The following is a 25,396-nucleotide window of genomic DNA, read 5'->3' as shown; positions in this document are numbered from 1 at the left end:
CGATCCCGGCGATCAGCTTGCCGCCGCAGCGATATCTGTAGGTTCGACGGTATCAACCGGCAGCGCGAACGGCTCGACGCGCTGGTACCGCTTCTTGTTCAGCAGCAGCCGCGTGACATCAGGCCGCGAATAATGCCCAGCCGGGTCCGCTGCGTTCTTGGCGACGCCGATGGCACCGAGGTCGATCTCGGCGATCAAGAGCCCCTCCTGGTCCGGCGCGAGCTTGTCGCCGATCTGGCTGCCGTCGGGGCCGTAGATCGCAGCAAAGCCGCCGCCGACGTGCAGCAGCGCGTTCTTGTCCGGCCGATCACAGAGCTCGTCGATCATCGCCTGCGAGACCGTTGCGCACGGCGCCAGCACGAAGCACGAGCCTTCGACCGCATAGACGCGCGAAGCGGCATTGTTCACCTCGGCGCCGAGCGCCGGCGCGAAGGGATCGTACAGCGAAAAGCTCGGCCAGGCCGCGACATGCACCTGCTCGTTCTGGGCGTACATCGCATATTTCGACAACGGCTGCAGATGCTCCCAGCAGCACAGCGCGCCGATACGGCCGATGTCGGGTCGCGCATGCACGGCGAGATCGCTGCCGTCGCCCTCGCCATAGACGGTACGCTCGGCGTGGGTCGGCCGCAGCTTACGGCGCTTTGCAATGGTCTCGCCATCGGGGCCAATCAGCCATTGCGCCAGATAAAGGCTGCCGCCGTCGCGCTCGGACAGACCGAGCACCGCCGTCAGCTTCGCCTTGCGGACGGCATCACGCAAGCGCTCGGCCTGCGGGCTGTCATAGGCCAGCGAATTGTCGAAATAACGCTGCACGAAGCCGCGGCCGATCGCCCAGGCCGGCGAGTCCATCCAGATATGCCAGGGGTAGCCGGGGATGAAGGCCTCAGGGAATGCGATCAGCTTGGCGCCCTTCTCGGCGGCCTCCTTGATCAGCGCGATCGACTTGTCGATCGAGGCGTCGAGATCGAGCCAGGCCGGCGCCGCTTGCACCACCGCCACCTTGTATTTCGGATGTTCGATGCCCATTGCCGCCTCCATTGCCGGTTGATCGGAAGCCACGTCCGATGCAGTCTATTTGGCCAAACTAGGCGGCCGGGCGCTCGACCACCGCGGAACAAAAACTCGACCGGACGGGATCGCCGCCCCGGTACGGAACTTGCCTGCGGTCAGGCTGGATCTGCGCCAATATGCGGTTTTGCGGGAAGTGACAGGGAGGCTTGCCGATGCCAATCCAGTTCACGACAGACGGCAGCCCCGGCTACCGGCGGCTTGCGCTCTGGCAGGACATCGTTTGCGACGTCTTCGTCGGGCTCGACTGCAAGTCCGACCTCGGCAACGCCTTTCACGGCTCGGTCACGCAGGCGCCCCTCGGCAAGGCGGTGTGCTCCGATGTCAGCTCCGACCGCCAGCACGTGTTCCGCACGCCCTCGCGCATCGCCCGCTCGGATCAGGATTATGTTCTCATCGCGCTCGGCAATCGCGGCGACGGCGGTGTGGTACAGGACGGCCGCGAAACCGTGATCCATCCCGGCGAGTTCGCTCTGTATGACACCACGCGTCCTTATGAGCTGAAGTTCAACGACAGTTTTACGCAGACCATCTTCAAGGTGCCGCGCGAGATGTTGCAGCGGCGGCTGGGCGGCACCGAGACGCTCACCGCGATCGCGTTCGGCGCCGACGCCCCGCTCGAACGGCTCGCCTATGATTTCATCTTCAAGCTTTGCCAAAGTGCGGACCGGCTCGCGCCAGGCAATGCCGCCGCGCTGTCGGAGCAGGCCGTCGATCTGCTGGCACTGGCGCTGAGCGAACGGCTCGGCACGACGTCGCTGCCGTCCTCGACCCACCGCTCTGCCCTGCTCTACCGGCTGAAGGCGCACATCCGCGCGCATCTCGCCGATCCCGACCTCTCGCTGGCGGAGAGCGCGGCCGCACTCGGCATCTCGCCGCGCTATGTGAATGATCTCCTCGCCGACGAGGACATTTCGTTCCAGCGCTTCGTCCTTGCCGAGCGCCTTGCCCAATGCCGGCGCGACCTCGCCTCGCCCGTGCTCGCCCATCGCCACATCAGCGAGATCGCGTTTGCCTGGGGCTTTAACGACCTCTCGCATTTCGGCCGCGTCTTCCGCGAGCACTTCGGGATGTCGCCGCGCGATTTCCGGCAAAGCCAGTTGCGGCACTGAGCAGCCATCTTCCCGAGCCTTCGTCTGGGGCGATGGCAAGGCTCGCCAATTCCAGATTGTCTTGTCACGCTGCGTGCCTCAGGCTGGCACGCATGAGGACTCACGCGACGATAAGCGGAGCGGAGCTGCTGCTGAGCGTGATCGCAATCCGGCTCGCAGTGCTGGTCGTGGTAGGCTGGGGCCTGGCGCTCCTGCCGCAACAGGTGCGCGACGCTGAGCTCGCCTGCACGTCCTCCTTCGCAAGGGACGTGCAGCAGCCGCCGAAGACGGGCAGCAACCCGAATGTTGCCGATCCCGCCTTCGCCGACATGCTTCGTCACGATTAGGGCGCGAGGACATCGCTGGGAGATGCGACGCGGGCCTTCATCGCCTCGCTCATGGGAAGCTGGAGGTTTTGTCCCTTCGGCGGAATCGGTGCCTCGAACCATTTCGCGTAGAGCTGGTCGAATGCGCCTGATACCATCTTCTCCCTGATCGCGGCATCGACCAGCGCCTTGAACTCCGGATCGTCCCTGCGGGTCATCAGCCCGTAGTAAGACGGCGCATAGGTCGCTGCCAGTATCCGGAATGCCCTGGGATCGGACGCGTTTGCGACGAGCCCGGCGATCAGGATATCGTCCTCGAACCACGCCGCGGCGCGGCCTGTTCCAAGCATCAGGAGCGACTCGGCGTGGTCTTTTGCCTGCACGAACATCACATTCAGTTTCTGGTCGTCGACGACCTTCTTGGCGACCGCGAAATTCAGCGAGCCCTGCGTGATGACGACCGTCTGCCCATCGAGACCTTTCGGCTCCGTCACCCCCGAGGCGGCCGACACCAGCCAGCGCGGCGACGCCACATAGGTCGCAACGGAGAACGAGACCTGCTTCTGCCGCTCGGCGGTGTTGGTCGTGCTGCCGCACTCGACATCGATCGTGCCGTTCTGGAGCAGTGGAATCCGATTGGACGCATTCACCGGAACGTATTCGACGCCCAGCTCCGGCCGCTGCAACGCGATCCTGATCGTGTCGGCCACCGCTGAACAGAGGTCAAGTGAGAGACCAGCCGGCTTCTGATCCGATCCAAGATAGGCGAACGGAATAGAAGCTTCCCGGTAGCCGAAGGCTATCTTGCCGGTCTCCTTGATCTTGTCGAGGGTCGGACTCGCGGCCTGCGCCGCCGGCATCTGGAACAGCGCGAGCGACGCGGCGGCAAGAACGAGCGTGGACGAACATTTGCGGATCATGTCAGCCTCCGGACTGTGCTTAAGCGGTGCGGTTTCGCGACAGCTCGTCGAGGCTTTCCCGCAAGGACCGATCCAGGATCTCGACCGCGCGATCGATCTCCTCGGTCGAGACCGTGAGCGGCGGCGCGATGCGCCATACCGATCCGCGCTCGGGGCGGCGCCGGATGTTCATGCTCAGCCCGTATTCGAAGCACTTTTTCGTGGTCAGGCCGCCGAGCTGGTGAGCCGCGCGCCGGCTGTTGCGATCGGTTACGAGCTCGACGCCAAGCAGAAGGCCCATGCCCCTGATATCGCCAATCTGCTCGTACTTCTGCTGAAGTCCCTCAAACCGGCCGCGCAGATAGGTGCCCATGACGTTGGCCCGCTCGACGAGCTTCTCCTCGGTGATCACGCGCAGCACCGCGAGCCCGACCTCCGCCAGCAGCGGGTCGGAGACGTGGCTGGTGTAGTAAGTGAAATGATCGTCGTGCAGCTTGCTTTCGATCGCTTCGGTGGTCGACACCGCCGCAAGCGGCAGCCCACCGCCGAGCGTCTTCGACATCGTCATGATGTCGGGCACGACGCCGAAATATTCCGATCCCGTCTTTTTGCCGATTCGCCCGAACGCGGTCTGGGCCTCGTCGAAGATCAGCAGCATGCCACGCTCGTCGGCGGCCTTGCGCAGCGCCTCCATGAACGCCTTCGGCGGCACCAGCACGCCGCCGGCGCTGATCACGGGCTCAGCAATGATCGCCGCGCCTCGCCCGCTCGACTGCATGTCGAACATCTTCAGGGCAAGCTCGAGATTGGCGAGCGCGGATTCCTCGTCGCTGCCCTTTGCGATATAGGGCCTGTAGGCGTTCGGCTCGGGGATCACGAACACGCCGGGCGGCGGCACGCCATAGCCCTTACGGTCGCTCGCCATGGAGACCGAAGCTGCACCACCGGTGATGCCGTGCCAGGAGCCGCCGAGGACGAGGACCTCGTAGCCGCCGGTGTACATCTTGGCCATCCGGAGCGCGACTTCGGTTGCTTCGGAGCCGGTGTTGATGAAGATCGAGCGCTTGAGATCGCCGGGCAGCCAGTCCTTTGCCAGCACCTGTGCGAGTTCGGCCACCACTTCGGGAATCATCCCACTGAAGAGATGGAACGCCTTCTTCCCTGCCCTCTCCACCGCCGCGACGATCGCCGGGTGGTTATGGCCGATGGTCGCACACATCTGCCCCGAGGTGAAATCGAGATAGTCGCGCCCGTCGCTGTCGGTGACGATGGTCCCCTTCGCGGAGGCAAAGAGGTTCGGAAACACGTCTCCGCCATATCGGACCAGGAATTCGTCGGCGGCCTGTTTCAGCGCTGAAGTCATGGGGTCTCCTCGGGCAAGCGGCATCCGCCGCACAGCTGCGCGGCGCGGCGATGCACTCGCCGTTGTCGGGTTGATTTTGGGCACGAAGCTGTTGCGTCAGGGCGTTCGCGGTACGAGAATTGCCTGAGCAACGCGGCAATTCGTATCGGGCGGGCATGATGGGCGCCAGTTCAAAAAACTCAGCAGCCGATGAGCTGGAGTCAACGGAGCGGCCGCGAATGCCGCCGCTCAAGTCGCTGTCCGCGTTCGAGGCCGCCTCGCGGCACGGCAGCTTCAGCCGCGCCGCAGAGGAACTTGGGGTCACACCGTCGGCAATCAGCCATCACATCCAGAAACTCGAGGATTTTCTCGGCGTGCGCGTGTTTTCGCGGCATGCCGGCCGCGCCGTGCTCACCAATGCCGGCCGCCTCTATGCCGGCGAGATCGAGCGCGCGTTCGGTACGATCATGGGCGCGACGCGGCTGGTGGCACCGCAATCGCAGCGCGATCATCTGTTCATCGCAAGCGGTCCGAGCTTTGCGGCCAAATGGCTTCAGCCGCGGATTGGCAATTTCATCGGCCAGCATCCGGAGATCGGGATCAGGTTGTCGACCATCGCCGATCTGCGCGACCTCGAAACCATCCGGTTCGATCTCGCCATTGCCTATGGTCGTCCGCCCGTCCTGAACGGATGGCAGATCGAGCCGCTGCTGGCCGAGCGACTGCGTCCGCTCTGTAGCCCGCGGTTGATCGAGCAGCTCGGGCTTCGCGAGCCCGGCGATCTCGCCCGCGCCACGCTGATCCATTCCTCGAACGCGCTGACCTGGACCGACTATCTGCGCAAGGTCACCGGAGCGAGTATCAAGGCGCGTCACGAATTGTGGTTCGACCGCTCCACCATGGCGATCGACGCCGCCGTCGAGGGTCTCGGCGTCGTGCTGGAGAGCGAGATCCTCGCCGCCGAGGAGCTGCGCAAGGGCACGCTCGTCGCGCCGTTCCGTCAGCCCGAGTTCGAGGTGGAGACGGTCTCCTACTATCTCGTGCGCTCTGCGGAGACGAAAGGTCGCGGCCATGTCGGCGCGTTCGAGGCCTGGCTGCGCGCCAAGATCTCTGCCGCGAACTTGCAGACGACAAGCGTCGCCTAGCGAATACGAACCGCGCAAGGCAGAGCCGCTATGTGAGCGCGTCGTAGGACAAGGCGCGCGCTTGCGCTAACTTCGGCAACAAGGCCGCACCGATCAATCAGCGGCCAGCCGAGGAGCAGATCGATGGAATACCGACGCTTGGGACGGTCCGGCCTGATGGTGCCTGCTTTGAGTCTTGGCACGGGCACGTTCGGCGGCGTCGGCCGCCTCGCTGCGTGGGGCACGACGGGCGCCACCGAGGCGCGGCGGCTGCTCGATATCTGCCTCGAGGCCGGCGTGTCGATGTTCGACACCGCGGATGTCTATTCGCTCGGCGAATCCGAGCGTGTGCTCGGCGAAGCCATCAAGGGCCGCCGCGACAAGGTACTGATCTCGACCAAGGCGACGTTCCGCCTCGGCGACGGCCCCAATGACATCGGCTCGTCACGGCAACATCTGCTCGCGGCCATCGACGGTTCGCTGAGCCGGCTCGGCACCGACTACATCGACCTGTTCCAGCTCCACGGCTTCGACGCCTTCACCCCGCCAGAGGAGGTGCTTTCCACCCTCGACGTGCTCGTGCGCGCCGGCAAGATCCGCTACGTCGGCGTCTCGAATTTTTCGGGCTGGCACCTGATGAAGTCGCTCTCCGTTGCCGACAAGCACGGCTTCCCGCGCTACGTCGCCAACCAGACCTACTATTCCCTGATCGGGCGCGACTACGAATGGGAGCTGATGCCGCTTGGCCTCGACCAGGGCATCGGCGCGGTGGTCTGGTCGCCGCTCGGATGGGGGCGCCTCACTGGCAAGATCCGCCGGGGCCAGCCGAAGCCGGAGGTAAGCCGCCTGCCGAAGACCGCCGATTTCGGTCCGCCGGTGCCGGACGAGCACGTCTATCGTGTGGTCGACGCGATCGACGAGGTCGCCAAGGAAACCGGCAAGAGCGTGTCGCAGATCGCGCTGAACTGGCTGCTGCAGCGTCCGACAGTCTCGACGCTGATCGTCGGCGCGCGCAACGAGGCGCAGCTGCGTGAAAATCTCGGCGCAGTCGGCTGGTCATTGACCAAGGACCAGGTCGCAAAGCTAGATGCCGCCAGCAAGGTGACGCTGCCCTATCCCTATTGGCACCAGCGCACGACCTTCACCGACCGCAACCCGCCGGCGGTGTAGGGCGCGATGCGCCCTTGAGCTGCATCAAGCCCGCTTGCGGCGGCCGTGGCATCCTGCGGCCCTCGCGAGGCTGCCGATGCGCCGATTTGCCATGAAGGCCCTGTTCACGGTCCTCAATCTGAACCGCGCCGGGCGACCCCGGATCGACTGGGATCGCACCGTCCTGATCGTTTCGACGACGGTCACGCTCGGGCTCATTGCGCTCTACGTCTTCGGGAAGTCCACAGCGCGCTGGTGAGACGCTGACACGGGAACTGCCCGTGTCCTGCCGGGTTGCGGTTCATCCTGCAATTTCCTAATCCGGGGACGAAACACGGCTCGAATCAAGCGCGCCTCCATCATGTCGTCCGCTCCAACAGTGCATGCCGACGGCCTGCCGCAGCCGCAGCGCAACCAGGCTGTGCTGACCATTGCGCTCGGCATCATCATGGCGGTCGTCGACAGCGCCATCGCCAATGTGGCGCTGCCGACGATCGCGGCCGACCTCAACGCCAGCCCGGCCTTCTCGATCTGGATCGTCAACGGCTACCAGCTCGCGATCACGATCTCGCTGCTGCCGCTGGCCTCGCTCGGCGAGATCGTCGGCTATCGCCGAGTCTATCTGGTCGGCCTCGTGCTGTTCACGCTCGCATCGGCCTTCTGCGCGCTGGCCCATACGCTGCCGCTGCTGACGGTCGCACGCATCGTCCAGGGCTTTGGCGCCGCCGGCATCATGAGCGTCAATGCGGCGCTGGTGCGCTTCACCTATCCGCGCAGCGAGCTTGGCCGCGGCATCGGGCTCAACGCGCTCGTGGTCGCCTTCTCCGCCGCGGTCGGCCCGACGCTCGCGGCCGGCATCCTCGCGGTCGGAAGCTGGCCCTGGTTGTTCGCCATCAACGTGCCGCTCGGTGTGGTGACGCTGGTGCTGGGCCTCCGCAGCCTGCCGCACACCAAGCCTGCGAGCCATTCCTTCGACTGGCAGAGCGCAGGTCTCTCCGCGATCACCTTCGGCGTCGGCATCGCCGCGATCGACAGCGTCGGCCATGGCGAGGCAGCGCTCACCTGTCTGGTCCAGTTCGCCATCGCGCTCGTCGCCGGCGCGCTGCTGGTCTACCGCGAGACCCACATGACCTCGCCGCTGCTGCCGGTCGACCTGTTGCGCATCCCGGTGTTCGCGCTGTCGATCGCGACCTCGATCGCCTCGTTCTGCGGGCAGATGCTGGCCTTCGTCGCGATCCCGTTCTACCTCCAGAGCCGGTTCGGCTATTCGGCCGTGCATATGGGTCTGTTGATCACGCCCTGGCCGATCGCGGTCGCCTTCGCGGCGCCGCTGGCCGGCCGCCTGGTCGAGCATTATCCGGCTGGCCTGCTCGGCGGCATCGGGCTCACGCTGTTTGCCTGTGGGCTTGGCGCGCTCGCCCTGCTGCCTGCCGCGCCTACGCCGTTCGACGTGATCTGGCGGATGGCGCTGGCGGGTGCGGGCTTCGGCCTGTTCCAGACCCCCAACAATCGGACCATGATCGCGGCCGCTCCGCGCGAGCGCGCCGGCGGCGCCAGCGGCATGCTGGGCACTGCGCGCCTGCTCGGCCAGACCACGGGCGCGGCGCTGGTCGCGCTATTCCTCGGCCGCTACCCGATCGACGGGACCCGGATCGCGCTCTTCACCGGCGTCGGCTTCGCGCTCTGCGGCGCGGTGCTGAGCATGCTACGGCTGTCACCGGCGGGCGCACGCGGCGCCGAGCATGTCCGGGTCCAGGACGATCAGCGTCTGCGCGGCGAGTAGGACGAGCCCACGCGCAGGTTCCCGCCCCTTCGCCACACAACCCGTGCGTGGCTTAACTATCTGGACCAATGACGTATTGCCCTCCCGCTGTGGTTGCGCTTCAATGGCGCGGGGAATAAGGGGCTTTTCATGCGTTCATTTGGAATTGTGGCGCTCAGCGTCATGCTGGGCGGCTGCGCGTCCGTCACGCGCGGCACGACCGAGAATATCAGCATTTCATCGACACCTTCAGGCGTGGAAGCCATGGTCTCCGGGCTCGAGGTGCCCACAACCTGCACCACGCCATGCGCCATCGTCGCCAAGCGTAGCGCCGACATCACGATCACCTTCGAGAAGGAAGGCTATCAATCCCAGACGGTGCAGCTCACCAAGGAAGTTTCAGGCACCGGCGCCGCCGGCTTCGCCGGCAATCTCTTGGCCGGTGGCCTCATCGGCATGGGCGTTGACGCCGCGACCGGCGCCGCAACCGATCACAAGCCGAACCCGGTCATCGTGACGATGCAGCCGTCGGCCCCTGCCCACAGTGCAAGGCCAGCCGCTCCGAGAAAGCCGCGACCGCCGGCAGCCGCGCGAGAAGCAGGGACTTAAAGCATAATCCGGAGGAGCGCACCTGCAGCTCCAAAGCAAAAAGGCCGGCTCTTCAGCCGGCCTTTTCGATGTCATCACATGCCGATCAAGCCTTGACCAGCGGTCCCTTCGAGGTCGGCCCCTTGGAGCCGCCGGGACCGCCCGGCTTGTTGGACTTGCCCGGCGGACGCTTGCGGGCGCCGGGCAGCTTCTCCTGCTTCGGCGTGACCGGCCCCTCGACGAATTCGAAGCCGATCTTGTCCTTGGTCTCGTCGGCCTCGTCCTTGACCAGGACGACGCGGACGTGGCCACCACCCTTCAGCTTGCCGAACAGCACCTCGTCGGCCAGCGGCTTCTTGATGTGCTCCTGGATCACGCGCGCCATCGGCCGCGCACCCATCTGCTCGTCATAGCCGTGCTTGACCAGCCAGGCCTTGGCGGGCTCGGACAGCTCGATGGTGACGTCGCGGTCGCCGAGCTGAGCCTCGAGCTGGAGCACGAACTTCTCGACCACCGTGCCGATCACCTCGACGCTGAGATGGCCGAACGAGACGATGGCATCGAGACGGTTACGGAATTCCGGCGCGAACTGCCGGTTGATCGCCTCGTGGTCGTCGCCTTCCCGCTTCGAGCGCGTGAAGCCGAACGCCTGCTTGGCGAGATCCGAAGCACCGGCATTCGTGGTCATGATCAGGATCACGTTGCGGAAGTTGACCTGCTTGCCGTTGTGGTCGGTGAGCCGGCCGTGATCCATGATCTGGAGCAGAACGTTGTAGAGGTCGGGATGCGCCTTCTCGATTTCGTCGAGCAGCACCACGCAATGCGGATGCTGGTCAACGCCGTCGGTCAGCAGGCCGCCCTGGTCGAAGCCGACATAGCCGGGAGGCGCGCCGATCAGGCGCGACACGGTGTGCCGCTCCATGTATTCGGACATGTCGAAGCGCAGCAGCTCGACGCCGAGCGACGCCGCGAGCTGTTTTGCGACCTCGGTCTTGCCGACGCCGGTCGGGCCCGAGAACAAATAGCAGCCGATCGGCTTCTCCGGCTCGCGCAGGCCCGCACGGGCCAGCTTGATCGAAGCTGCGAGCGACTCGATCGCCTTGTCCTGGCCGAACACCGTGCGCTTCAGGGTCTGCTCGAGATGCTTGAGCACCTCGGCATCGTCCTTGGAGACGCTCTTCGGCGGGATCCGCGCCATCGAGGCGATCGTGGTCTCGATCTCCTTGATGCCGATGGTCTTCTTGCGCTTGTTCTCGGCGACCAGCATCTGCGCCGCACCTGACTCGTCGATCACGTCGATCGCCTTGTCCGGCAGCTTGCGGTCGTGGATGTAGCGCGAGGAGAGCTGCACCGCGGCCTCGATCGCCTCATTGGTGTACTTCAGCCGGTGGTAGTCCTCGAAATACGGCTTGAGGCCCTTGAGGATCGCGATCGCGTCCTCGACCGTCGGCTCGTTGATGTCGATCTTCTGGAAGCGCCGCACCAGCGCGCGGTCCTTCTCGAAGTGCTGGCGGTATTCCTTGTAGGTTGTCGAGCCCATGCAGCGGATCGTGCCCGAAGCAAGCGCGGGCTTGAGCAGGTTCGAGGCATCCATCGCCCCGCCCGACGTCGCGCCCGCACCGATCACGGTGTGGATCTCGTCGATGAACAGGATGGCGTTGGGATGCGCCTCGAGCTCCTTGAGCACCTGCTTCAGGCGCTCCTCGAAGTCGCCGCGATAGCGCGTGCCGGCGAGCAGCGTGCCCATGTCCAGCGAGAACACGGTGGCAGCCGCCAGAACTTCCGGCACCTCGCTGTCGACGATGCGCTTGGCGAGGCCCTCCGCAATCGCGGTCTTGCCGACGCCGGCTTCGCCCACGAACAGCGGATTGTTCTTCTGCCGGCGGCACAGCACCTGGATCGCGCGGTTGATCTCGGAATTGCGTCCGATCACCGGATCGATCTTGCCGTCGCGCGCCTTCTTGTTGAGGTTGACGCAATAGGTCTCGAGCGCCTCGCCCTTCTTCTTGGCGTCCTCGCTGCCCTTGGTCTCGGTCTCCTCGTCGACGCCGCGCACGGGCCGCGCCTCGGAGACGCCCGGCCGCTTGGCGATGCCGTGGCTGATGTAGTTGACGGCGTCATAGCGCGTCATGTCCTGCTCTTGCAGGAAGTACGCGGCGTGACTCTCGCGCTCGGCGAAGATCGCGATCAACACGTTGGCGCCGGTCACCTCTTCGCGACCGGAGGATTGCACATGGATCACCGCGCGCTGGATCACGCGCTGGAAACCGGCGGTCGGCTTGGCGTCGTCGGCGCCGTCCGTCACCAGATTTTCGAATTCGGTTTCAAGATAATTGACAAGGCTCGTGCGGAGCTTGTCGAGATCGACGCTGCAGGCGCGCATGACGGCAGCTGCATCGGAGTCGTCGATCAGGGAGAGCAAGAGATGCTCGAGCGTCGCGTATTGGTGATGACGCTCGTTTGCGATCGCCAGTGCACGATGCAGGGATTGTTCAAGGCTTTGAGAAAAAGTCGGCATTCGCGTCCTCTATGGCCCCCACCATCATGATCGCCATCGCCCGGTCAGGCAACAACAACCTTTGTCACATATAGTTATACAAGACCGCGGCGAAAGACCGGTTCCGCGACTCGGCAGCTAGCCACCTGCGGTATTTTTCGATGCAAAACCCGTTCCGATTTAGGCGGAAACGGCGCCGGTGCAAAATTCCGTAGTTTTGCCGACAGCAACAGACATCGCGCGCAGGCATCACGCGACGATCACACTGGGACAGACACAAGAGCCGGCATCAAACGCGCCGTGAGGTGACTTATTTCTTTTCCATCACGCATTGCAGCGGATGCTGGTGCTTGCGGGCGAAGTCCATCACCTGCGTCACTTTGGTCTCGGCGATCTCGTAGGTGAACACACCGCACTCGCCGATGCCGTGATGGTGGACATGCAGCATGATCTTGGTCGCCGCCTCGACGTCCTTCTGGAAGAATTTTTCCAGCACGTGGACGACGAATTCCATCGGCGTGTAGTCGTCGTTCAGGATCAACACGCGGTACAGATTCGGCCGCTTGGTCTTCGGCTTGACCTTGGTGATGACGGAGGTGTTCGGCCCCGTCGGGCTGCCGGAACGGTTCTCGTCATTGCTCATCCGGGGAGCGGAGGCCGTGGACAGGTCGGTTATGGAAGTCAGTTGCGGCATGGCTCAGGCGTTCAAATTCCCCACGGAAGCGTATAGCGGTCAGCCGCGCGGCCCCTGCTTCGGAGCCTCGCACAGGCGCGCCGCCTTGTTGGATCGCCGCTTCCGACCGGTCCGGTCCAAGCCGGATCGCTCGTCAGCAATATGGGCCTGCCCCCGGCGCGCCGCAAGCGTGCAAAGACTTGGCAAAGGCTTGGCCGATGCGGCCCGCGGCGGTCCCGATTCCCGGTCCGGGCGATCCGGGCCAAGGTTAATCAATCCGGACCGATTTGACAAAAATTTCCGCCGCGAATGTTTAGAACGTGTTGACCAGGAACCTGACGTCAGCGTGACCCGGCGGGATATCTCCGGATTTCTACGGCCCGATTTACCTGACGTTCAAGGGTATGGCGCGAAATCGGGCAAAATCACAGATTTCGGGGATCGTCATGCTTCGCCTGCCCGCTGTCAACCGCCTCGGTCGACTGCTCGCCCGCTTTGCAGCGGCCAAGCAAGGCAATATCGCCGTGATCTTCGCGATCGCGCTGGTCCCGGTGCTGAGCTTCGTCGGTGCTGCGGTCGACTATAGCCGCGCCGTACAGGCCCGTTCCTCGATGCAGGCGGCCCTCGACTCCACCGCGCTGATGCTCTCCAAGGACCTCTCCTCCGGCACCATCACCACGTCGCAGATCAGCGCCAAGGCGCAGGCCTATTTTGACGCGCTGTTCACCGGCACCAACACGGTGCCGACGGTCAGCGTTGCGGCCAGCTACACCGCGAGCACCAGCATGGGCTCGACGATCCAGGTCACCGGCAGCGGCACCTACACGACCAGCTTCATGAAGATCGCCGGCTTCCCGACGCTCGACGTCGGCACCACATCCACCAGCGCCTGGGGCCTGGTGCGCATGCGCGTCGCCATGGTGCTCGACGTCACGGGATCGATGGCCGACGACGGCAAGATGCCGGCGATGCAGACAGCCGCCAAAAACCTCGTCGACCAGCTCAGTGCTCTCGCCAAGACCGACGGCGACGTCTACATCTCGGTCGTCCCCTTCTCCAAGGACGTCAACGTCGGCGCCAGCAACTACAGCAAGGACTGGATCGACTTCACTGACTGGGATGCCGCCAACGGCACCAATACCTGCACGGCTCGTGACAGCAACAATCACTGTACCAACCGCGTCTGGGTGCCCGACAATCACAACACCTGGACCGGTTGCGTCACTGACCGCGACCAGGACTACGACACCAAGAATACCACGCCCACGAGCAGCAACGCGTCGACGCTGTTTCCGGCGGAGCAATATTCGTACTGCAACTCCAATAATTCGACTTACATCCAGCCAATCATGCCGCTTAGCTACAACTGGTCCGCTCTTAAGACCCTGATCGGTAATTTGGTCCCGACCGGCAACACCAACCAGGGCATCGGGCTTGCCTGGGGCTGGATGACGCTGTCGACCGGCGATCCCATGAACGCGCCGGCCAAGGACACCAACTACACCTACAAGGACGCGATCGTCCTGCTGTCAGACGGTCTCAACACGCAGAACCGCTGGTACAGCAACGCCTCGCAGATCGACGCGCGGCAGAAGAAGCTGTGCGACAACGCGAAGGCGGCGAACATCACGATCTATACGGTGCAAGTGAATACCGGCAGCGATCCGACCTCGACCGTGTTGCAATATTGCGCGAGCGGCACCGACAAGTTCTATCTGGTCACCTCGGCGACCCAGACCGTTTCGGTGTTCAAGGATATCGGCACATCGCTGTCGAAGCTGCGCGTGGCGCGCTGAGACGAACTCACGACGACAGACAAAAAAAGCCCGGCTGGATCAGCCGGGCTTTTCGCGTTCAGGATGTCCAGGAAAAATTAGTGGGCGGCCGGGGTGAACTTCGACACGATGGTCTCGACCGGCTTGAACGCCTGCTTGGCGAGGTCGCTGTAGAGGCCGGCGATCTTCTGCGATTCCGCAACGAAGGTCTCGTAGGCGGAGCGGGCGAAATCGGTCTGCGCTTCCATGGCCTTGTCCAGCGACTTCACGCCGGAAAGCTTCTCGACGAAGGACTTGGTGTCCTCGAACGACTTCTTGGTGTAGTCGCCATACGCGCTGGCGATCGCCTGGAGGCCATGCTGAACCGTGGTCGCGGAGGCGACGCACTGCTCGAAGTGCTCTTTCCCGTAGCTCTGAATGTCTTCAACCTTGAACATTTCGGAATCCTTTTCCCTGGCTCGCGTCCGGAAGCCCCGGCTCCCTGACTCTGCCCACAATTAGTGCAACGCACAAAAAAGTCAAGAATCTTGTGCGGCGCACAAAAATAGATGCAGATCGCGGAGATTCCCGGGGTTTCCCGCAAGGGTTCCTTAAGCTTTTAGAAACTCCGGGCCCCTACCTTGATTCCCTGGACGTGTTCAGCTTCCGCAATCGGTCAAAAGCCGTTTGAGAACATCACCTTAGCCAGAACAGCGGCTCAGGCCCAACGTCCCCCGCGGCGAACACCAGCGGATGGACAGCCTGAGCAGGTAATGATCCCGGGTCCAATGGGCACAATTTCGCCTCACGAGCCGGTGATCAAGTCAGAAACGGGGACGGGGTTCCATGCTTCGTAAAAACTTGTCTTCCTCGCGCTTGGCGCGGGTTGGCGTTTTCGGGCTTCTTACGGTCACCACCGCGGTCATCTTCACCACCGATGCCGCCGAGGCGCGGCGCCATCGGCGCCATTACGCGCACCACCGGGTGCAGCGCGACGTATCCGAGAGCTCCAGCCCGAAATTCGCGTCGATCATCGTCGACGGCAATTCCGGTGCGGTGCTCCAGTCGAACAGCCCGGACGGGATCCGCCATCCCGCCTCGCTCACCAAGATCATGACGCTCTATCTGCTGTTCGAGCGTCTCGAGTCCGGCAAGATGAAGCTCGACACCGAGATGCCGGTGTCGCAGCACGCCGCCGACCAAGATCCGACCAAGCTGAACCTGCGTGCCGGCCAGACCATCCGTGTCGAGGACGCGATCAAGGGTCTCGTCACCCGCTCCGCCAACGACGCCGCCGTGGTGATCGCGGAAGCGATCGGTGGCGACGAGGACGACTTCGCCCAGATGATGACGCGCAAGGCGCGCTCGCTCGGCATGTCCAGGACGGTCTACCGTAATGCCAACGGCCTTCCCAACGACGAGCAGGTCACGACCGCGCGCGACCAGGCCACGCTCGGCCGCGCCATCCAGGAGCGTTTTCCGCGCTACTATCGCTATTTCGCGACCTCCACGTTCAACTGGCGCGGTCAGTCGATCCGCAACCACAATCACCTGCTCGGCAGCGTCGAGGGCGTGGACGGCATCAAGACCGGCTACACCCGTGCGTCCGGCTTCAATCTCGTGACCTCGATGCGCCGCGGCAACCGCCATCTGATCGGCGTGGTGCTCGGCGGCCGCAGCGGCGGCTCGCGCGACGCCATCATGCGCAACCTGCTCGCCGAAAATCTCGAGAAGGGCGCGACCACCCACACCGTCGCCGCTGTCACCGAGCGCAACGGCGCCGACGCTTCCGTCGAGGTTGCCGACGCATCGGATACGCCGCCGGCCCGTCCCACTCCGCAGGTCCAGGCTGCGGCTGCCCCTGCTCCTGAAGCCGCCCCGTCGCGGCTCGCCGCGCGCCTGTCGACGCTTGCGGCTGCGACCGCCGCGGTACCGCCGGCTCAGCCCAAATCTGAAGCGAAGCCCGAGGTTCGGCCGACTGAATCCAGGATCGAGCCCGCGCCGCTCACCAATGGCGTGATCTCGAGCCAGCCGCTCTCGATCATTCCCGGCTCGTCCGAGCCGATGAAGCCGGTCCGGGTCAAGACCGTTCAGGTCAAGGCCGGCGCCGTGAAGGTCGCCTCGGCCGCCCCGGCTGCGGTCGCACCGCAGGTCACGAACACGATCGCCTCCCGCTCCGACGTCGCGGAAACCTCCGGCGCCGTCGTCGCCCGCGCCGATCTGATCAACAAGCCCGAGATGACGAGCCCGCCGGACGCACCAAAGGCGGACCTCGCCCGCACCGAGCTGCCGCGGCAGCCCGCCGGCTTCGGCACCGGCAACGGCATCCTCGGGGTGCTGCCGGCTGCAACCGCCGCGGCCCCTGCCCCGGCTGCTCCGAAGCTCGCTTCTGCCGATCCGGCGCCGCAGCCGATCCAGATGAGCGCCACCACCAAGCCGGTCGTCACCCACAGCGGCTGGATCGTCCAGGTCGGTGCGCTCGAGAGCGAGAACGAAGCCCAGCAGCGCATCGACGCCGCGCGCAGCTCGGCCCGCGGCCTGCTCAGCAGGGCCGACCCGTTCACCGAGCCTGTCGTCGCCAAGGACAATCGCAAGCTCTATCGCGCCCGTTTCGCCGGGCTCGAGCGGGACCAGGCCGAAGCCGTCTGCCGCGCCCTGAAGCGCGCCGACATCTCCTGCATCACCGTCCGCAACTGATCTTTCGGACCGCTCCGATCAAAATGCCCGCGCCTTGCGCGGGCATTTTTGTTTCCGGGGATGCGGTGATGCCGAGGCTGTTCGATACAAGGCTGTTCCGCGACAACCTCTCGTCAAGGATTTACGGTTAAAACTTTACTCAAGAGATCGACCACGCCGACAATGGCGGGCATCGGGGCGACGGCGGACAGAGCAAACGGAGTTCACGCGGTACGGGCGTTTGTAGCGTGGTGCCGGAGTTAGCCGTTATGCGTACGAAGCAGAGTATCCTTGGCCTCGTTTACCCGGGCAGCGAGATAGTTCGAGCCCCCCTGGTCGGGATGCAGTTTCTTCATCAGGGACTTGTGGGCCCGGCTGATGTCGTCACGCCTCGCCCCCGGCTGCAAGCCAAGGATTTGATAGGCTTCCTCCGCCGTCATTTTGCCGCTCGCCACCGTGCGGCGCTGCCGCCCTGCCGCGTCGCCCTGCGCGTTCTGACGCCAAGCGGGAAACCGGCGGTCCAGATAGCTTTCAAGTAAGGCCACGCTCTCGGCGTCGAACGCCGGGACCATCGCCAGCAGGCCAGCGAGATCGAACTCGTCGAGACCGCGCCCGGCGTGGGGACCGGCGACGATCTGGCCTGCGAGCTGGCCCGAATCGTGGTCGAGCCGCATGTCGAGGAATTGCGAGCGCACGCGCGAGGCCTGCCCAGACGCCGGCGCCGCACCGCCCCCGAACAGCCCGCCGATATTGCCGAAGCCGGCGTTCGCCAATGGCGTCCAGCCGAGCAAGCCGGCGCCAAAAATTCCGAGCGGGATCGCAACCGCGAGTTCGCCGCGCAGGCCCGTGAAGGCCGCGACCGCCAGCGCGACCACGCCGCCGCCAAACTTGATGGTGCGCGCCAGCACCGCCGGATTGGCGGAGCGGAACATCTGGAGCAACAGATAAAGCGTGATAACAGCGATGGCGCCGGCGATCAGGGTCATGGCCGGAATATAGTCGTCCTCGCGGCAAAATGCATGGCGTCCGCCTCCGACGCGGGCAGCTACTTCATCTGGCCGATCAGCTTGGCCGCACCGCTCGCGCTCTTCGCCAGCTTCAACAGCGCCTCGCGGCCACCGGCGGCATAGGCCGCGGCCGCCCGCAGCAGCTCGCGCAGCTGCGCCGCCGCGCCGGGATCGAACCGGCACCAGGCGCCGCCGGTCAGGCGTGCGATCTCGCGAAAGGCCTTTTCGGCCACGGCGTCGTGGCCTTCCTGAAACAGGAACACCGGTACCTTGAGCATGCCGAGCTCACCGGCCTTGGCGCAGAGCTCGTCGACCTTCTCTTCCATGGCATCGCCGACGAAGACAACGGCCCGCACGCCGGATGCCACCGCCTCGCGACGCGCCTCGCTCAGCACCTTGCCGATCTGGGTGTCGCCGCCGCGGCAATCGATCTTGCTCATCAACGTTGCGAGCTTGGCGCTGTCGGAGATCCACCCCGTGGCGCGGCACTCGTCGTAGCCACGATAATAGACGAGCCTGATATCGAGACTGCCGAGCGCTGCAGTCTCGCGAAACATGTCGGCCTGAAGCGCGCAGGCCATGTCCCAGGTCGGCTGCCGGCTCATCGTCGCATCCAGCGCGAAGATCAGCCGCCCCCTGGCGCCGGGCGCATGCGGTGACAGCGCATGCGCCTTGACAACGAAGGCGGCGATATCCTCCGAGGTCGACGTCTTGGCCGCCGGCATTGTGCCGCCCGCCTGCGCCGAAACAGCATCGCCACCACGCGGTTTGATGGGTTCGCCCGACATGCCTTGACCCTGCGTGAGCTGCTAATGTGGTCAGCGCGCGCAGCCCGGTCAATGTGCAAAGCCTCCGCCGGCGGGGCCGGCGGAGGCTTTGAAAACTGGTGCCGTCTAGGGGACGTCAGCCCTCGGACGTCAGCTCTTGGACGTCAGCTCTTGGACGTCAGCTCTTGGACGTCAGCTCTTGGCGGGTGCCATCAGAGCGACCGGACCGGGCTCGAGAATCTTGGGCGGAGCCGAACGGGTATCGACAGGCGCCATCTCGCTGTCGGTATCGCTCAGGAACTTGTCGAGCATGCCCTGGATCGAGTTCTTGGCGACATCCGGACCGGTGTCGCGCATGTCGTTGTGCTGGAATTCGGTCTTCACGACCTGGATACCGGCCTTCTCGCATTCCTCATCGCTCGGGATCACGCCCGCATCGACCTTGAACTGCGGATCGGACGAACGGAACGACAGGATCTTGAACTTGCCGGCGGTGACGAAGGGCACGCGCAGATTGTCGAGCGTGACGACCTTCTTGACCTCGTCCGGATACTGCTTGGCGAAATACATCGTGATGTCGCCGCCCATGGAGTGGCCGACCATCGTCACCTTTTCGTAGTCGGCGTTGGGCTGAACCTTCTTCATCTCCTGCATGGCGAGATGGATGTTGGCGACGCCGCGCAGGATCTGTGGCAGCCGGCCGACATAGAGTTCGCCGGGCTTGGTCACCATCGGAGGATCAGTCGGCAGATCATGCTGCGGGCTCACAACGAGATAGCCGCGCGCAGCGAAGACGTTGGCAAGGAAGCCGTACTCGGTGTTCTTGACAGTGTTGCCGTGGTTGATCACCGCAACCGGCATCGTGATCATACCGGCATTGGCCTGCATTTCCTTGTCGCGACGGATCGCGATATCGACAGGCACGGGACGGTTGTCGCGCGAGGCGTCGTAGAAGGTGATGGTCTCATGCCTGATCGCCCACTTGCTCGCCGTGAAATAGGCGACGCCGCAGAGGGCACTGACCGAAACCAGAACGGCAATTCCACGCTTCATTTTCGTCCTCAGCCTCAGGCTCTTTCGGCCTGAATCCCTGTTGAAAATCGTGTTCTTCCGGGGCTCTTCGGCCCCTGGTCGCCTATTCCCTAATATATGTCACAGGCGCGTGACAGGAAGGCTAAATATTGTGAACCATCAGCCCTTTCGTTGTGCGCCGCACACGTTTCTTGGGCATCACATTCCCATACCGCTACGTCAGGGTGCAGGTCACCATCCGACGCAACCGGTCTCGATTGGGTTCAATTTCGCAGTAAACGTGGGATGAAAACGACTGAGCGAAGACTCAGTTCCCGCGGGAACCGGCCGCTTGGATCGACTGGAAGTAGCGATATACCGCCGCGTCAGGCGCCGAGGATGTCGTGGACCTCGAGCGGCTTGTCGACCTGGCTGAACCACTCGGCGCGATTTGCCGCACGGCGGCGGCCGCGCTCGTCGAGCGGCAGCTTGAGCTGGCGCAGCAGGCTCGTCACCTCTTCGCGCGCAGTGAGATGGCCAAGATTGGGCCGCATGCCGAGCGTGGCCTCGTCGATCTCGTCGAGCGCGGTCAGGCCGCGCGGGAAGAATTCGCGATAGACGACGCGCTCGGCGAAGCCGTCGACGTAGCGGAAGCCGAGCCGTAGCGACAAATCCTTCAGCCCGTCGGCGACAAGCTGCTTGTTGCGGGAGCCGAGCATCGACAGGCGGTTGCGCACCACGATCCAATCGGTGGTCGAGCCGTCAAGCTGGCGGCGCTTGCGCCTGACATCCCGCACCATCTCGGCGTAATGGCTCTCGCCTGTGACCGCGTAGTTGGCGGGATCGACGGTTCCGAGCACGTCGAAGTCAAGGAAGCTGTCGTTGATCGGCGTCACCAGCGTGTCCGCCATCGAGTGCGCAAGGCGCATCAAATAGCTGTCCGTGCCGGGTGTATCGATGACGATGAAGTCAAAGCTGCTCTCGACCGCCGAGACCGCCTCCATGAACTGCTGGAACTCGGAGTTCTCGTTCTCGGCAATCTGCATGGTCTCGCCGAGCTTGATGCAGCGATGCACCGGCAGCTCGAGGTCGAGCTTGGTGCGGCGGGCCCAGGCAGCGCGGTTGTTGATGTAGTGGGTGAAGCTCTGCTGGCGGCAGTCGAGGTCGATGGTCGCGACGCGCTGACCGGCCTTCAGGAGCGCGACCGCGATGTGCAAGGCGGTGGTCGATTTGCCGGAGCCGCCCTTCTCGTTGCCGAGCACGACCACATGCGCCGAGCCGGATTGGCCTTGGCTAGCCTGCACAAGCATAGTGATCCTCAAAACCCCTGACGAATATCTTCGAGTTGGCCGCGTCTGCGGTCAAGTGAAATGCGTGACAGTAAATGCAAATCGCACTGCGCCGTGCTTCATCATGAATCGCGGCCTCGATGTACGTCTGTGATCCAGCCCACAATGTCGCGACATCGTGCGCAGCTTCGCGCGGGATGCTGTGCCGCATCCGGATGCATGGCGTCCACGACCGCCGCTTGTTAAGGTTAGCCGGCCGGGCGCCGGGACGCGCCCGGCTCCCAATCCCAACCTTCGAGCCCTGATGTCACGCAGCCCCTTGATCGCCCGCACGGTCCCCGCCTTGCGGCGCGCCGTCGACAATCTTCGCAAGCGAAAGGCCACGATCGCGCTGGTCCCGACCATGGGGGCGCTCCATGACGGCCATGTGTCGCTGGTGCGCCTCGCCAAGCGCCGCGCCAGCCGCGTCGTGGTGTCGATCTTCGTCAACCCGACCCAGTTCGCCCCGACCGAGGATTTTGGCGCCTATCCGCGAACCTGGAAGTCCGACATCGCCAAGCTCGCCGCCGAGAACGTCGACATCGTCTGGCACCCTGGCATCGAGGCGATGTATCCGGAGGGCTTTGCGACCCGCATCGTGCCGGAGGGGCCGGCGCTGGCCGGCCTCGAGGACCGCTTCCGGCCGCACTTCTTCGGCGGCGTCGCCACCGTGGTCGGCAAGCTGTTCACGCAGTGCAGGCCGGATTTTGCGATCTTCGGCGAGAAAGACTTTCAGCAATTGCGAGTGGTGACGCAGATGGCGCGCGATCTCGATCTCGGCGTCAAGGTGATCGGCTCCCGCACCGTGCGCGAGCGCGACGGGCTCGCGATGTCCTCGCGCAACGTCTACCTGTCGGCGGAGGAGCGGCAGACCGCGACCACGCTCTACCGCGCCATGAAGGACAGCGCCGGGCGGATCAAGGCGGGTGAAGCCATCGCGCCCGCAATGGCGCGCGGCGCCGAGACGATCACGGCCGCCGGCTTCGCCCTCGACTATTTCGAGGCCCGCCACGCCGAGACGCTGGCACCGGTCACCTCGCGCAAGGACGGGCCGTTGCGGATCCTGGTCGCAGCCAAGCTCGGTACGACGCGGTTGATCGACAATATCGCGGTCTAGAGCAACCCGAGATCGCGCAGCTCGCGCCGCATCGGCTCCGGCATCGCCGCGATCGAGCCGGCGGCGGACTTGCCGAGATCGGGCGGCACGGAATCATCGGCGAGATAGCGCCAGCCCTGGAACGGGCGCATCGGCCGCGGCGACACCGAGATCACCTTCGGCTGCATCACGATCCGGCAACGTCCGATGCCGTCCTTGTCGCGGAACGGCTCGATGCCGATGATCTTCTCGCGCGCGGCGACCTCGCCCTTGATGACCCAGTAGAGCGACCCGCCCGCGAGGATCTCGGCATCGCGCTTGGGCACCATGCGGGTGATGTGGATGTGATGTTGCGGCAGACCCTTCTTCTTGGCGGTCTGCATCCGCTCGGCCACCCACTCCTTCAATTCCTTGACGGAGTCGCAGCCGACGGCAAGCTTGATCAGATGGAGTGGCATGCCCCAGCATTAGCGGGCCGGCTGCAGGTTTTCAAAGCCGAACTATTCGTTATCCGCAGCCGCGGGAGCTGAGGCCGGCGGCGGCGCCAGCGGAACCGGCGCAGCTGCCGGTGCGCGCGCAGCCTTGGGCGCCGGTGGCTTCTTGGCGGCCGGTGCCGCAGGAGCTGCGGCCTGCGCCGAGGTTGCGGCCGGCGCGCGCGGCGCCGCCGGCGCAGCGTTGGCGGCAGGCGCCGCCTGACGCGTCGCAGCCGTGGGCGGCTCGGGATTCATGATGCTGACCGGAGGCGTCGACGAAGCACTCGGGAACTCGGCATTGGTCGGCTTGCCCGTCGGCATCGACGGCGGCAGCCCGGCGAGCGGACCCATCGGCGGCAGCGCCGCCGGAGCCGCGGCGGGAGCATTCCAGCTCGGCGCATAGCGCGCGACCAGTTGATCGTAGAGATGGGAATCCATGTTGGCGGCGACCTGCTGCTGATCGGTCAGCGAGCGGAAGGCGGCGCAATCGAACTGCGTGCAGCCGTCGCGGGCGACCAGCACCTGCGCGACGAGGCCGTAGCGATCGTGCTCCAGTGATTTGCGCAGCACCTTCATGTCGAGCGTCAGGCTCTTGTCGGCGGTCGCGGCATCGCCGAGTGCGGTCAGGCGGTCGATCCTGGCGGCGGTGTAGGCGACGGCAGCAGCAGCCGTGTCGGGCGCGCCGAACAGTGCTTTTTCGCAACCAATGGCCACGGCATCACCGGCGAGATCGTCAAGGCAGGACAGCGCCGGCAGGCTCGCCGTCACCGTGGCCTGCGCACGCGCTTCAGTCGAGGAGTCGTGCCCCAGCGGTCCATAGACGCGCATGGTGGCGGCCACGGCGATGCCGATGGCCAGCAGCGTGATGACGGTCAGCGCGCCGTTGGCGACCGATTTCTCGGCACGCAGCAGCGTGATCAGCAGGATCAATCCGAAGAAGCCGGCAGCTGCCAGCGTCATCCACATCGGAAAGGCCGGCGAGCGCCAGATTTGGTCGAGCGACGAGGCCCATGCCCAGTTCATGCGCGACGTCCCCTCACGCGAGCAGAGAGCGATTGGTCAAAGCAAGCACCACGAGTCGGCAACTGCCCCCGGCTCACCTTTTGAAGGTGAAGCGGGCCTTTTGACGGCGAGCGAGTGAATTCGTCCGCAACGTCAATGCGCAGTGCCGTGACCCGTCAGGATTGTGCGAGCTGGCTTTCCTTGGCGACGCGTTCGAAGGCTTCAGTCGAGCTCTTGATCCGGTACTGGCAGTCGTCGCCATCGGTCGGCAGCAGGCGAATGATCTCATACGAGCCGCTGGCAGCCGGGCGCGCGACGTTGCTGGCCGTGAACAATACGCGCGTTCCAACGGGGAATTTGTGCTTCAACACCCTCTCCATTACTCAAACAACGCCTGCCTCGCCCATGGTCCCACTGCGATGGCCGGCCGGAAACCCAGCCGTTGTATAGCACGCATGCGGCGTTTTTGGCCAGCCTCATGCGAGCATGGCAAACACACCAATTTTGAAGTCTTTTCAGGGCGATAACGGGAACAAAGCCCGCCGGTAATACCGCTGGAACCGCCCCTCAGGCGGCATGGGGCAGATGGCCCTCCGGGCTGGCCTGGTCCACCGCCTTGGGCAGTTCCTGGGCCAGGATCTGGCCGAGCTGGTCGACCGGGATGTTGTAGCGCGCGGCGAGCTGGCGGACGGTGTCGTTGCCGAGCACGGCGCGAAGCTGGTCGGCCGAAATCGGCAGGTTCTGGCCGTTGCCGAGCCAGGATTTGACCTGCTCGCCCAAACCCGCCTGCTGGAGCTTTGCGACGATCGCGCTGAGGCCGCCCTGATTGTTGCTGCCGAGCACCTCGCTCAGCACGGCCGGCAGCACGGCGGCGCCGAGCTGGCCGAGTGCGCTGCGCAGCGCGGGATTGTTTTCCAGTGAATCCAGAATTCCCATGGCAGTGCCCTCTCCCAAGCCTTGGCTCCATCGTGATTGAGCGCTGCCATGCGGCGCACCGTCAAGCCGCGCCCAATCACTTTCTCGCTCACGCGTCCTCGAACTTCGCGATGCGAAGCGTTTCGGCAAGCCCCTCGCGGGTCCATTCCTGGAATGCCGGCAGCGCCATCATCGTCTCCATGTAGGCTTTCGTATCCGGCGCCACTTCGATCGCATAGGTGCGGAAGCGGTGCACGACCGGCGCATACATGGCGTCCGCAGCCCCGAAGCGGCCGAACAGGAACGGCCCGTTGGCGCCGTGGCGCGCCCGGCACTCGCGCCAGATCTCCTCGATGCGCGCGACATTGGCCTTGGCGTCCGCCGACAGCGCCACGGGGCGGATCGGCCGATGCAGGTTCATGCCGCACTCACTGCGCAGGGGCACGAAGCCGGAATGCATCTCGGCGCAGACCGAACGGGCATGGGCGCGGGCCGCCGCATCGTCGGGCCACAGCTTCGCTTCCGGGTAGCGCTCCGCGATGTATTCGATGATGGCGAGCGAATCCCACACCGTGATGTCGCGGTCGACCAGCACGGGCACCTTGCCGGCGCGGCTGAAGGACAGGATCTGCTCCTTGTCGGCGGGATTGTCGGTATAGAGCGGGATCACGGTCTCCACGAACGGGATGTCGCTCGCGCGCAGCGCGAGCCAGGGCCGCATCGACCATGACGAGTAGTTCTTGTTACCGATGGCAAGTTTGAGAGCAGCCATGTCACTGGTCCTTCCCGAGTCCGAATGTGCGGCTGCTTTTAGCGCCATCCACTGCCGCCAATCAATCGTTGCC

General features: G+C 64.7%; 25 protein-coding genes. 10 read left to right on the top strand and 15 right to left on the bottom strand.

Annotation, left to right across the window (positions count from 1 at the left end):
* Positions 1 to 12 precede the first annotated feature (12 nt).
* Complete coding sequence (locus AC1RR3_RS22615; protein ID WP_492825317.1) at positions 13 to 1,029, bottom strand: carbon-nitrogen hydrolase family protein; 1,017 nt, start codon at positions 1,027 to 1,029, stop codon at positions 13 to 15.
* 197 nt (positions 1,030 to 1,226) lie between these two features.
* Between AC1RR3_RS22615 and AC1RR3_RS22610 the strand changes: the two genes are divergently transcribed.
* Both AC1RR3_RS22610 and AC1RR3_RS22605 read left to right on the top strand, forming a co-directional pair.
* Complete coding sequence (locus AC1RR3_RS22610; protein WP_492825316.1) at positions 1,227 to 2,183, top strand: AraC-like ligand-binding domain-containing protein; 957 nt, start codon at positions 1,227 to 1,229, stop codon at positions 2,181 to 2,183.
* A gap of 92 nt (positions 2,184 to 2,275) precedes the next feature.
* Positions 2,276 to 2,509: a hypothetical protein gene (locus AC1RR3_RS22605; RefSeq protein ID WP_492825315.1), complete on the top strand. Its 234-nt coding sequence runs from the start codon at positions 2,276 to 2,278 to the stop codon at positions 2,507 to 2,509.
* Here AC1RR3_RS22605 and AC1RR3_RS22600 read toward each other — a convergent pair.
* Positions 2,506 to 3,408 (bottom strand): amino acid ABC transporter substrate-binding protein, encoded by a 903-nt coding sequence (locus AC1RR3_RS22600; RefSeq protein WP_492825314.1) that lies wholly within the window; start codon positions 3,406 to 3,408, stop codon positions 2,506 to 2,508. The genes AC1RR3_RS22605 and AC1RR3_RS22600 overlap by 4 nt on opposite strands.
* Before the next feature lie 19 nt (positions 3,409 to 3,427).
* Positions 3,428 to 4,750 carry an aspartate aminotransferase family protein gene (locus AC1RR3_RS22595; protein ID WP_492825313.1) on the bottom strand — a complete coding sequence of 441 codons (1,323 nt, stop codon included), beginning with the start codon at positions 4,748 to 4,750 and terminating at the stop codon, positions 3,428 to 3,430.
* Positions 4,751 to 4,968: 218 nt separating this feature from the next.
* On the opposite strand from AC1RR3_RS22595, the gene AC1RR3_RS22590 reads away from it, so the two are divergent.
* The 5 genes from AC1RR3_RS22590 to AC1RR3_RS22570 all read left to right on the top strand — a co-directional run bounded on the left by AC1RR3_RS22590 (position 4,969) and on the right by AC1RR3_RS22570 (position 9,373).
* A complete protein-coding gene (locus AC1RR3_RS22590; RefSeq protein ID WP_492825312.1) occupies positions 4,969 to 5,874 on the top strand; it encodes a LysR substrate-binding domain-containing protein in 906 nt (301 codons plus the stop codon).
* Positions 5,875 to 5,997: 123 nt separating this feature from the next.
* Positions 5,998 to 7,023, top strand: a complete 1,026-nt coding sequence (locus AC1RR3_RS22585; protein ID WP_492825311.1) for an aldo/keto reductase — start codon at positions 5,998 to 6,000, stop codon at positions 7,021 to 7,023.
* A 76-nt stretch (positions 7,024 to 7,099) separates the two neighbouring features.
* A complete protein-coding gene (locus AC1RR3_RS22580; protein ID WP_492825310.1) occupies positions 7,100 to 7,261 on the top strand; it encodes a hypothetical protein in 162 nt (53 codons plus the stop codon).
* Between the two features lie 102 nt (positions 7,262 to 7,363).
* Positions 7,364 to 8,785, top strand: a complete 1,422-nt coding sequence (locus tag AC1RR3_RS22575) for an MFS transporter (RefSeq protein WP_492825309.1) — start codon at positions 7,364 to 7,366, stop codon at positions 8,783 to 8,785.
* Positions 8,786 to 8,914: 129 nt separating this feature from the next.
* A complete protein-coding gene (locus AC1RR3_RS22570; RefSeq protein WP_492825308.1) occupies positions 8,915 to 9,373 on the top strand; it encodes a peptidase associated/transthyretin-like domain-containing protein in 459 nt (152 codons plus the stop codon).
* Between the two features lie 85 nt (positions 9,374 to 9,458).
* Here the strand turns inward: AC1RR3_RS22570 and clpA are convergent, their stop codons facing one another.
* Positions 9,459 to 11,870: an ATP-dependent Clp protease ATP-binding subunit ClpA gene (gene clpA, locus AC1RR3_RS22565; protein WP_492825307.1), complete on the bottom strand. Its 2,412-nt coding sequence runs from the start codon at positions 11,868 to 11,870 to the stop codon at positions 9,459 to 9,461.
* Positions 11,871 to 12,159: 289 nt separating this feature from the next.
* A complete protein-coding gene (gene clpS / locus AC1RR3_RS22560; protein ID WP_027548135.1) occupies positions 12,160 to 12,492 on the bottom strand; it encodes an ATP-dependent Clp protease adapter ClpS in 333 nt (110 codons plus the stop codon).
* 476 nt (positions 12,493 to 12,968) lie between these two features.
* On the opposite strand from clpS, the gene AC1RR3_RS22555 reads away from it, so the two are divergent.
* Entirely contained in the window at positions 12,969 to 14,318 is a 1,350-nt protein-coding gene (locus AC1RR3_RS22555; protein ID WP_492825306.1) for a TadE/TadG family type IV pilus assembly protein, read from the top strand.
* Positions 14,319 to 14,395: 77 nt separating this feature from the next.
* Here AC1RR3_RS22555 and AC1RR3_RS22550 read toward each other — a convergent pair whose 3' ends face one another.
* On the bottom strand, positions 14,396 to 14,734 hold the full coding sequence (locus AC1RR3_RS22550; protein ID WP_492825305.1) for a phasin family protein: 339 nt from the start codon (positions 14,732 to 14,734) through the stop codon (positions 14,396 to 14,398).
* Positions 14,735 to 15,122: 388 nt separating this feature from the next.
* Between AC1RR3_RS22550 and AC1RR3_RS22545 the strand changes: the two genes are divergently transcribed.
* Positions 15,123 to 16,973 (top strand): serine hydrolase, encoded by a 1,851-nt coding sequence (locus AC1RR3_RS22545; protein ID WP_492825304.1) that lies wholly within the window; start codon positions 15,123 to 15,125, stop codon positions 16,971 to 16,973.
* 239 nt (positions 16,974 to 17,212) lie between these two features.
* Here the strand turns inward: AC1RR3_RS22545 and AC1RR3_RS22540 are convergent, their stop codons facing one another.
* The 4 genes from AC1RR3_RS22540 to AC1RR3_RS22525 form a co-directional block, all read right to left on the bottom strand.
* Positions 17,213 to 17,938, bottom strand: a complete 726-nt coding sequence (locus tag AC1RR3_RS22540) for a DnaJ domain-containing protein (protein ID WP_492825303.1) — start codon at positions 17,936 to 17,938, stop codon at positions 17,213 to 17,215.
* 59 nt (positions 17,939 to 17,997) lie between these two features.
* Positions 17,998 to 18,747 carry a vWA domain-containing protein gene (locus tag AC1RR3_RS22535; RefSeq protein ID WP_492825302.1) on the bottom strand — a complete coding sequence of 250 codons (750 nt, stop codon included), beginning with the start codon at positions 18,745 to 18,747 and terminating at the stop codon, positions 17,998 to 18,000.
* Between the two features lie 171 nt (positions 18,748 to 18,918).
* Positions 18,919 to 19,779 (bottom strand): alpha/beta fold hydrolase, encoded by an 861-nt coding sequence (locus AC1RR3_RS22530; RefSeq protein WP_492825301.1) that lies wholly within the window; start codon positions 19,777 to 19,779, stop codon positions 18,919 to 18,921.
* Between the two features lie 344 nt (positions 19,780 to 20,123).
* The gene (locus tag AC1RR3_RS22525) at positions 20,124 to 21,047 is read right to left on the bottom strand and encodes a division plane positioning ATPase MipZ (protein WP_492825300.1); all 924 of its coding nucleotides are present in this window, start codon (positions 21,045 to 21,047) and stop codon (positions 20,124 to 20,126) included.
* Positions 21,048 to 21,330: 283 nt separating this feature from the next.
* On the opposite strand from AC1RR3_RS22525, the gene panC reads away from it, so the two are divergent.
* On the top strand, positions 21,331 to 22,182 hold the full coding sequence (gene panC, locus AC1RR3_RS22520; RefSeq protein ID WP_492825299.1) for a pantoate--beta-alanine ligase: 852 nt from the start codon (positions 21,331 to 21,333) through the stop codon (positions 22,180 to 22,182).
* Here panC and AC1RR3_RS22515 read toward each other — a convergent pair.
* The 5 genes from AC1RR3_RS22515 to AC1RR3_RS22495 form a co-directional block, all read right to left on the bottom strand.
* Positions 22,179 to 22,619, bottom strand: coding sequence for a DUF1489 family protein (locus AC1RR3_RS22515; RefSeq protein ID WP_008143295.1), 441 nt, complete (start codon positions 22,617 to 22,619; stop codon positions 22,179 to 22,181). The genes panC and AC1RR3_RS22515 overlap by 4 nt on opposite strands.
* A gap of 42 nt (positions 22,620 to 22,661) precedes the next feature.
* Positions 22,662 to 23,657 carry a hypothetical protein gene (locus AC1RR3_RS22510; RefSeq protein ID WP_492825298.1) on the bottom strand — a complete coding sequence of 332 codons (996 nt, stop codon included), beginning with the start codon at positions 23,655 to 23,657 and terminating at the stop codon, positions 22,662 to 22,664.
* Between the two features lie 155 nt (positions 23,658 to 23,812).
* Entirely contained in the window at positions 23,813 to 24,016 is a 204-nt protein-coding gene (locus AC1RR3_RS22505; RefSeq protein WP_492825297.1) for a hypothetical protein, read from the bottom strand.
* A 187-nt stretch (positions 24,017 to 24,203) separates the two neighbouring features.
* Complete coding sequence (locus AC1RR3_RS22500; protein WP_492825296.1) at positions 24,204 to 24,572, bottom strand: YidB family protein; 369 nt, start codon at positions 24,570 to 24,572, stop codon at positions 24,204 to 24,206.
* An 88-nt stretch (positions 24,573 to 24,660) separates the two neighbouring features.
* A complete protein-coding gene (locus tag AC1RR3_RS22495) occupies positions 24,661 to 25,323 on the bottom strand; it encodes a glutathione S-transferase family protein (RefSeq protein ID WP_492825295.1) in 663 nt (220 codons plus the stop codon).
* Between the last annotated feature and the right edge of the window lie 73 nt (positions 25,324 to 25,396).

It is taken from the genome of Bradyrhizobium sp. GW821-FHT13H05, from assembly GCF_058804065.1.
Note: the sequence above shows the minus strand (reverse complement) of the source record. Positions and strands in the feature narration are given on the sequence as shown.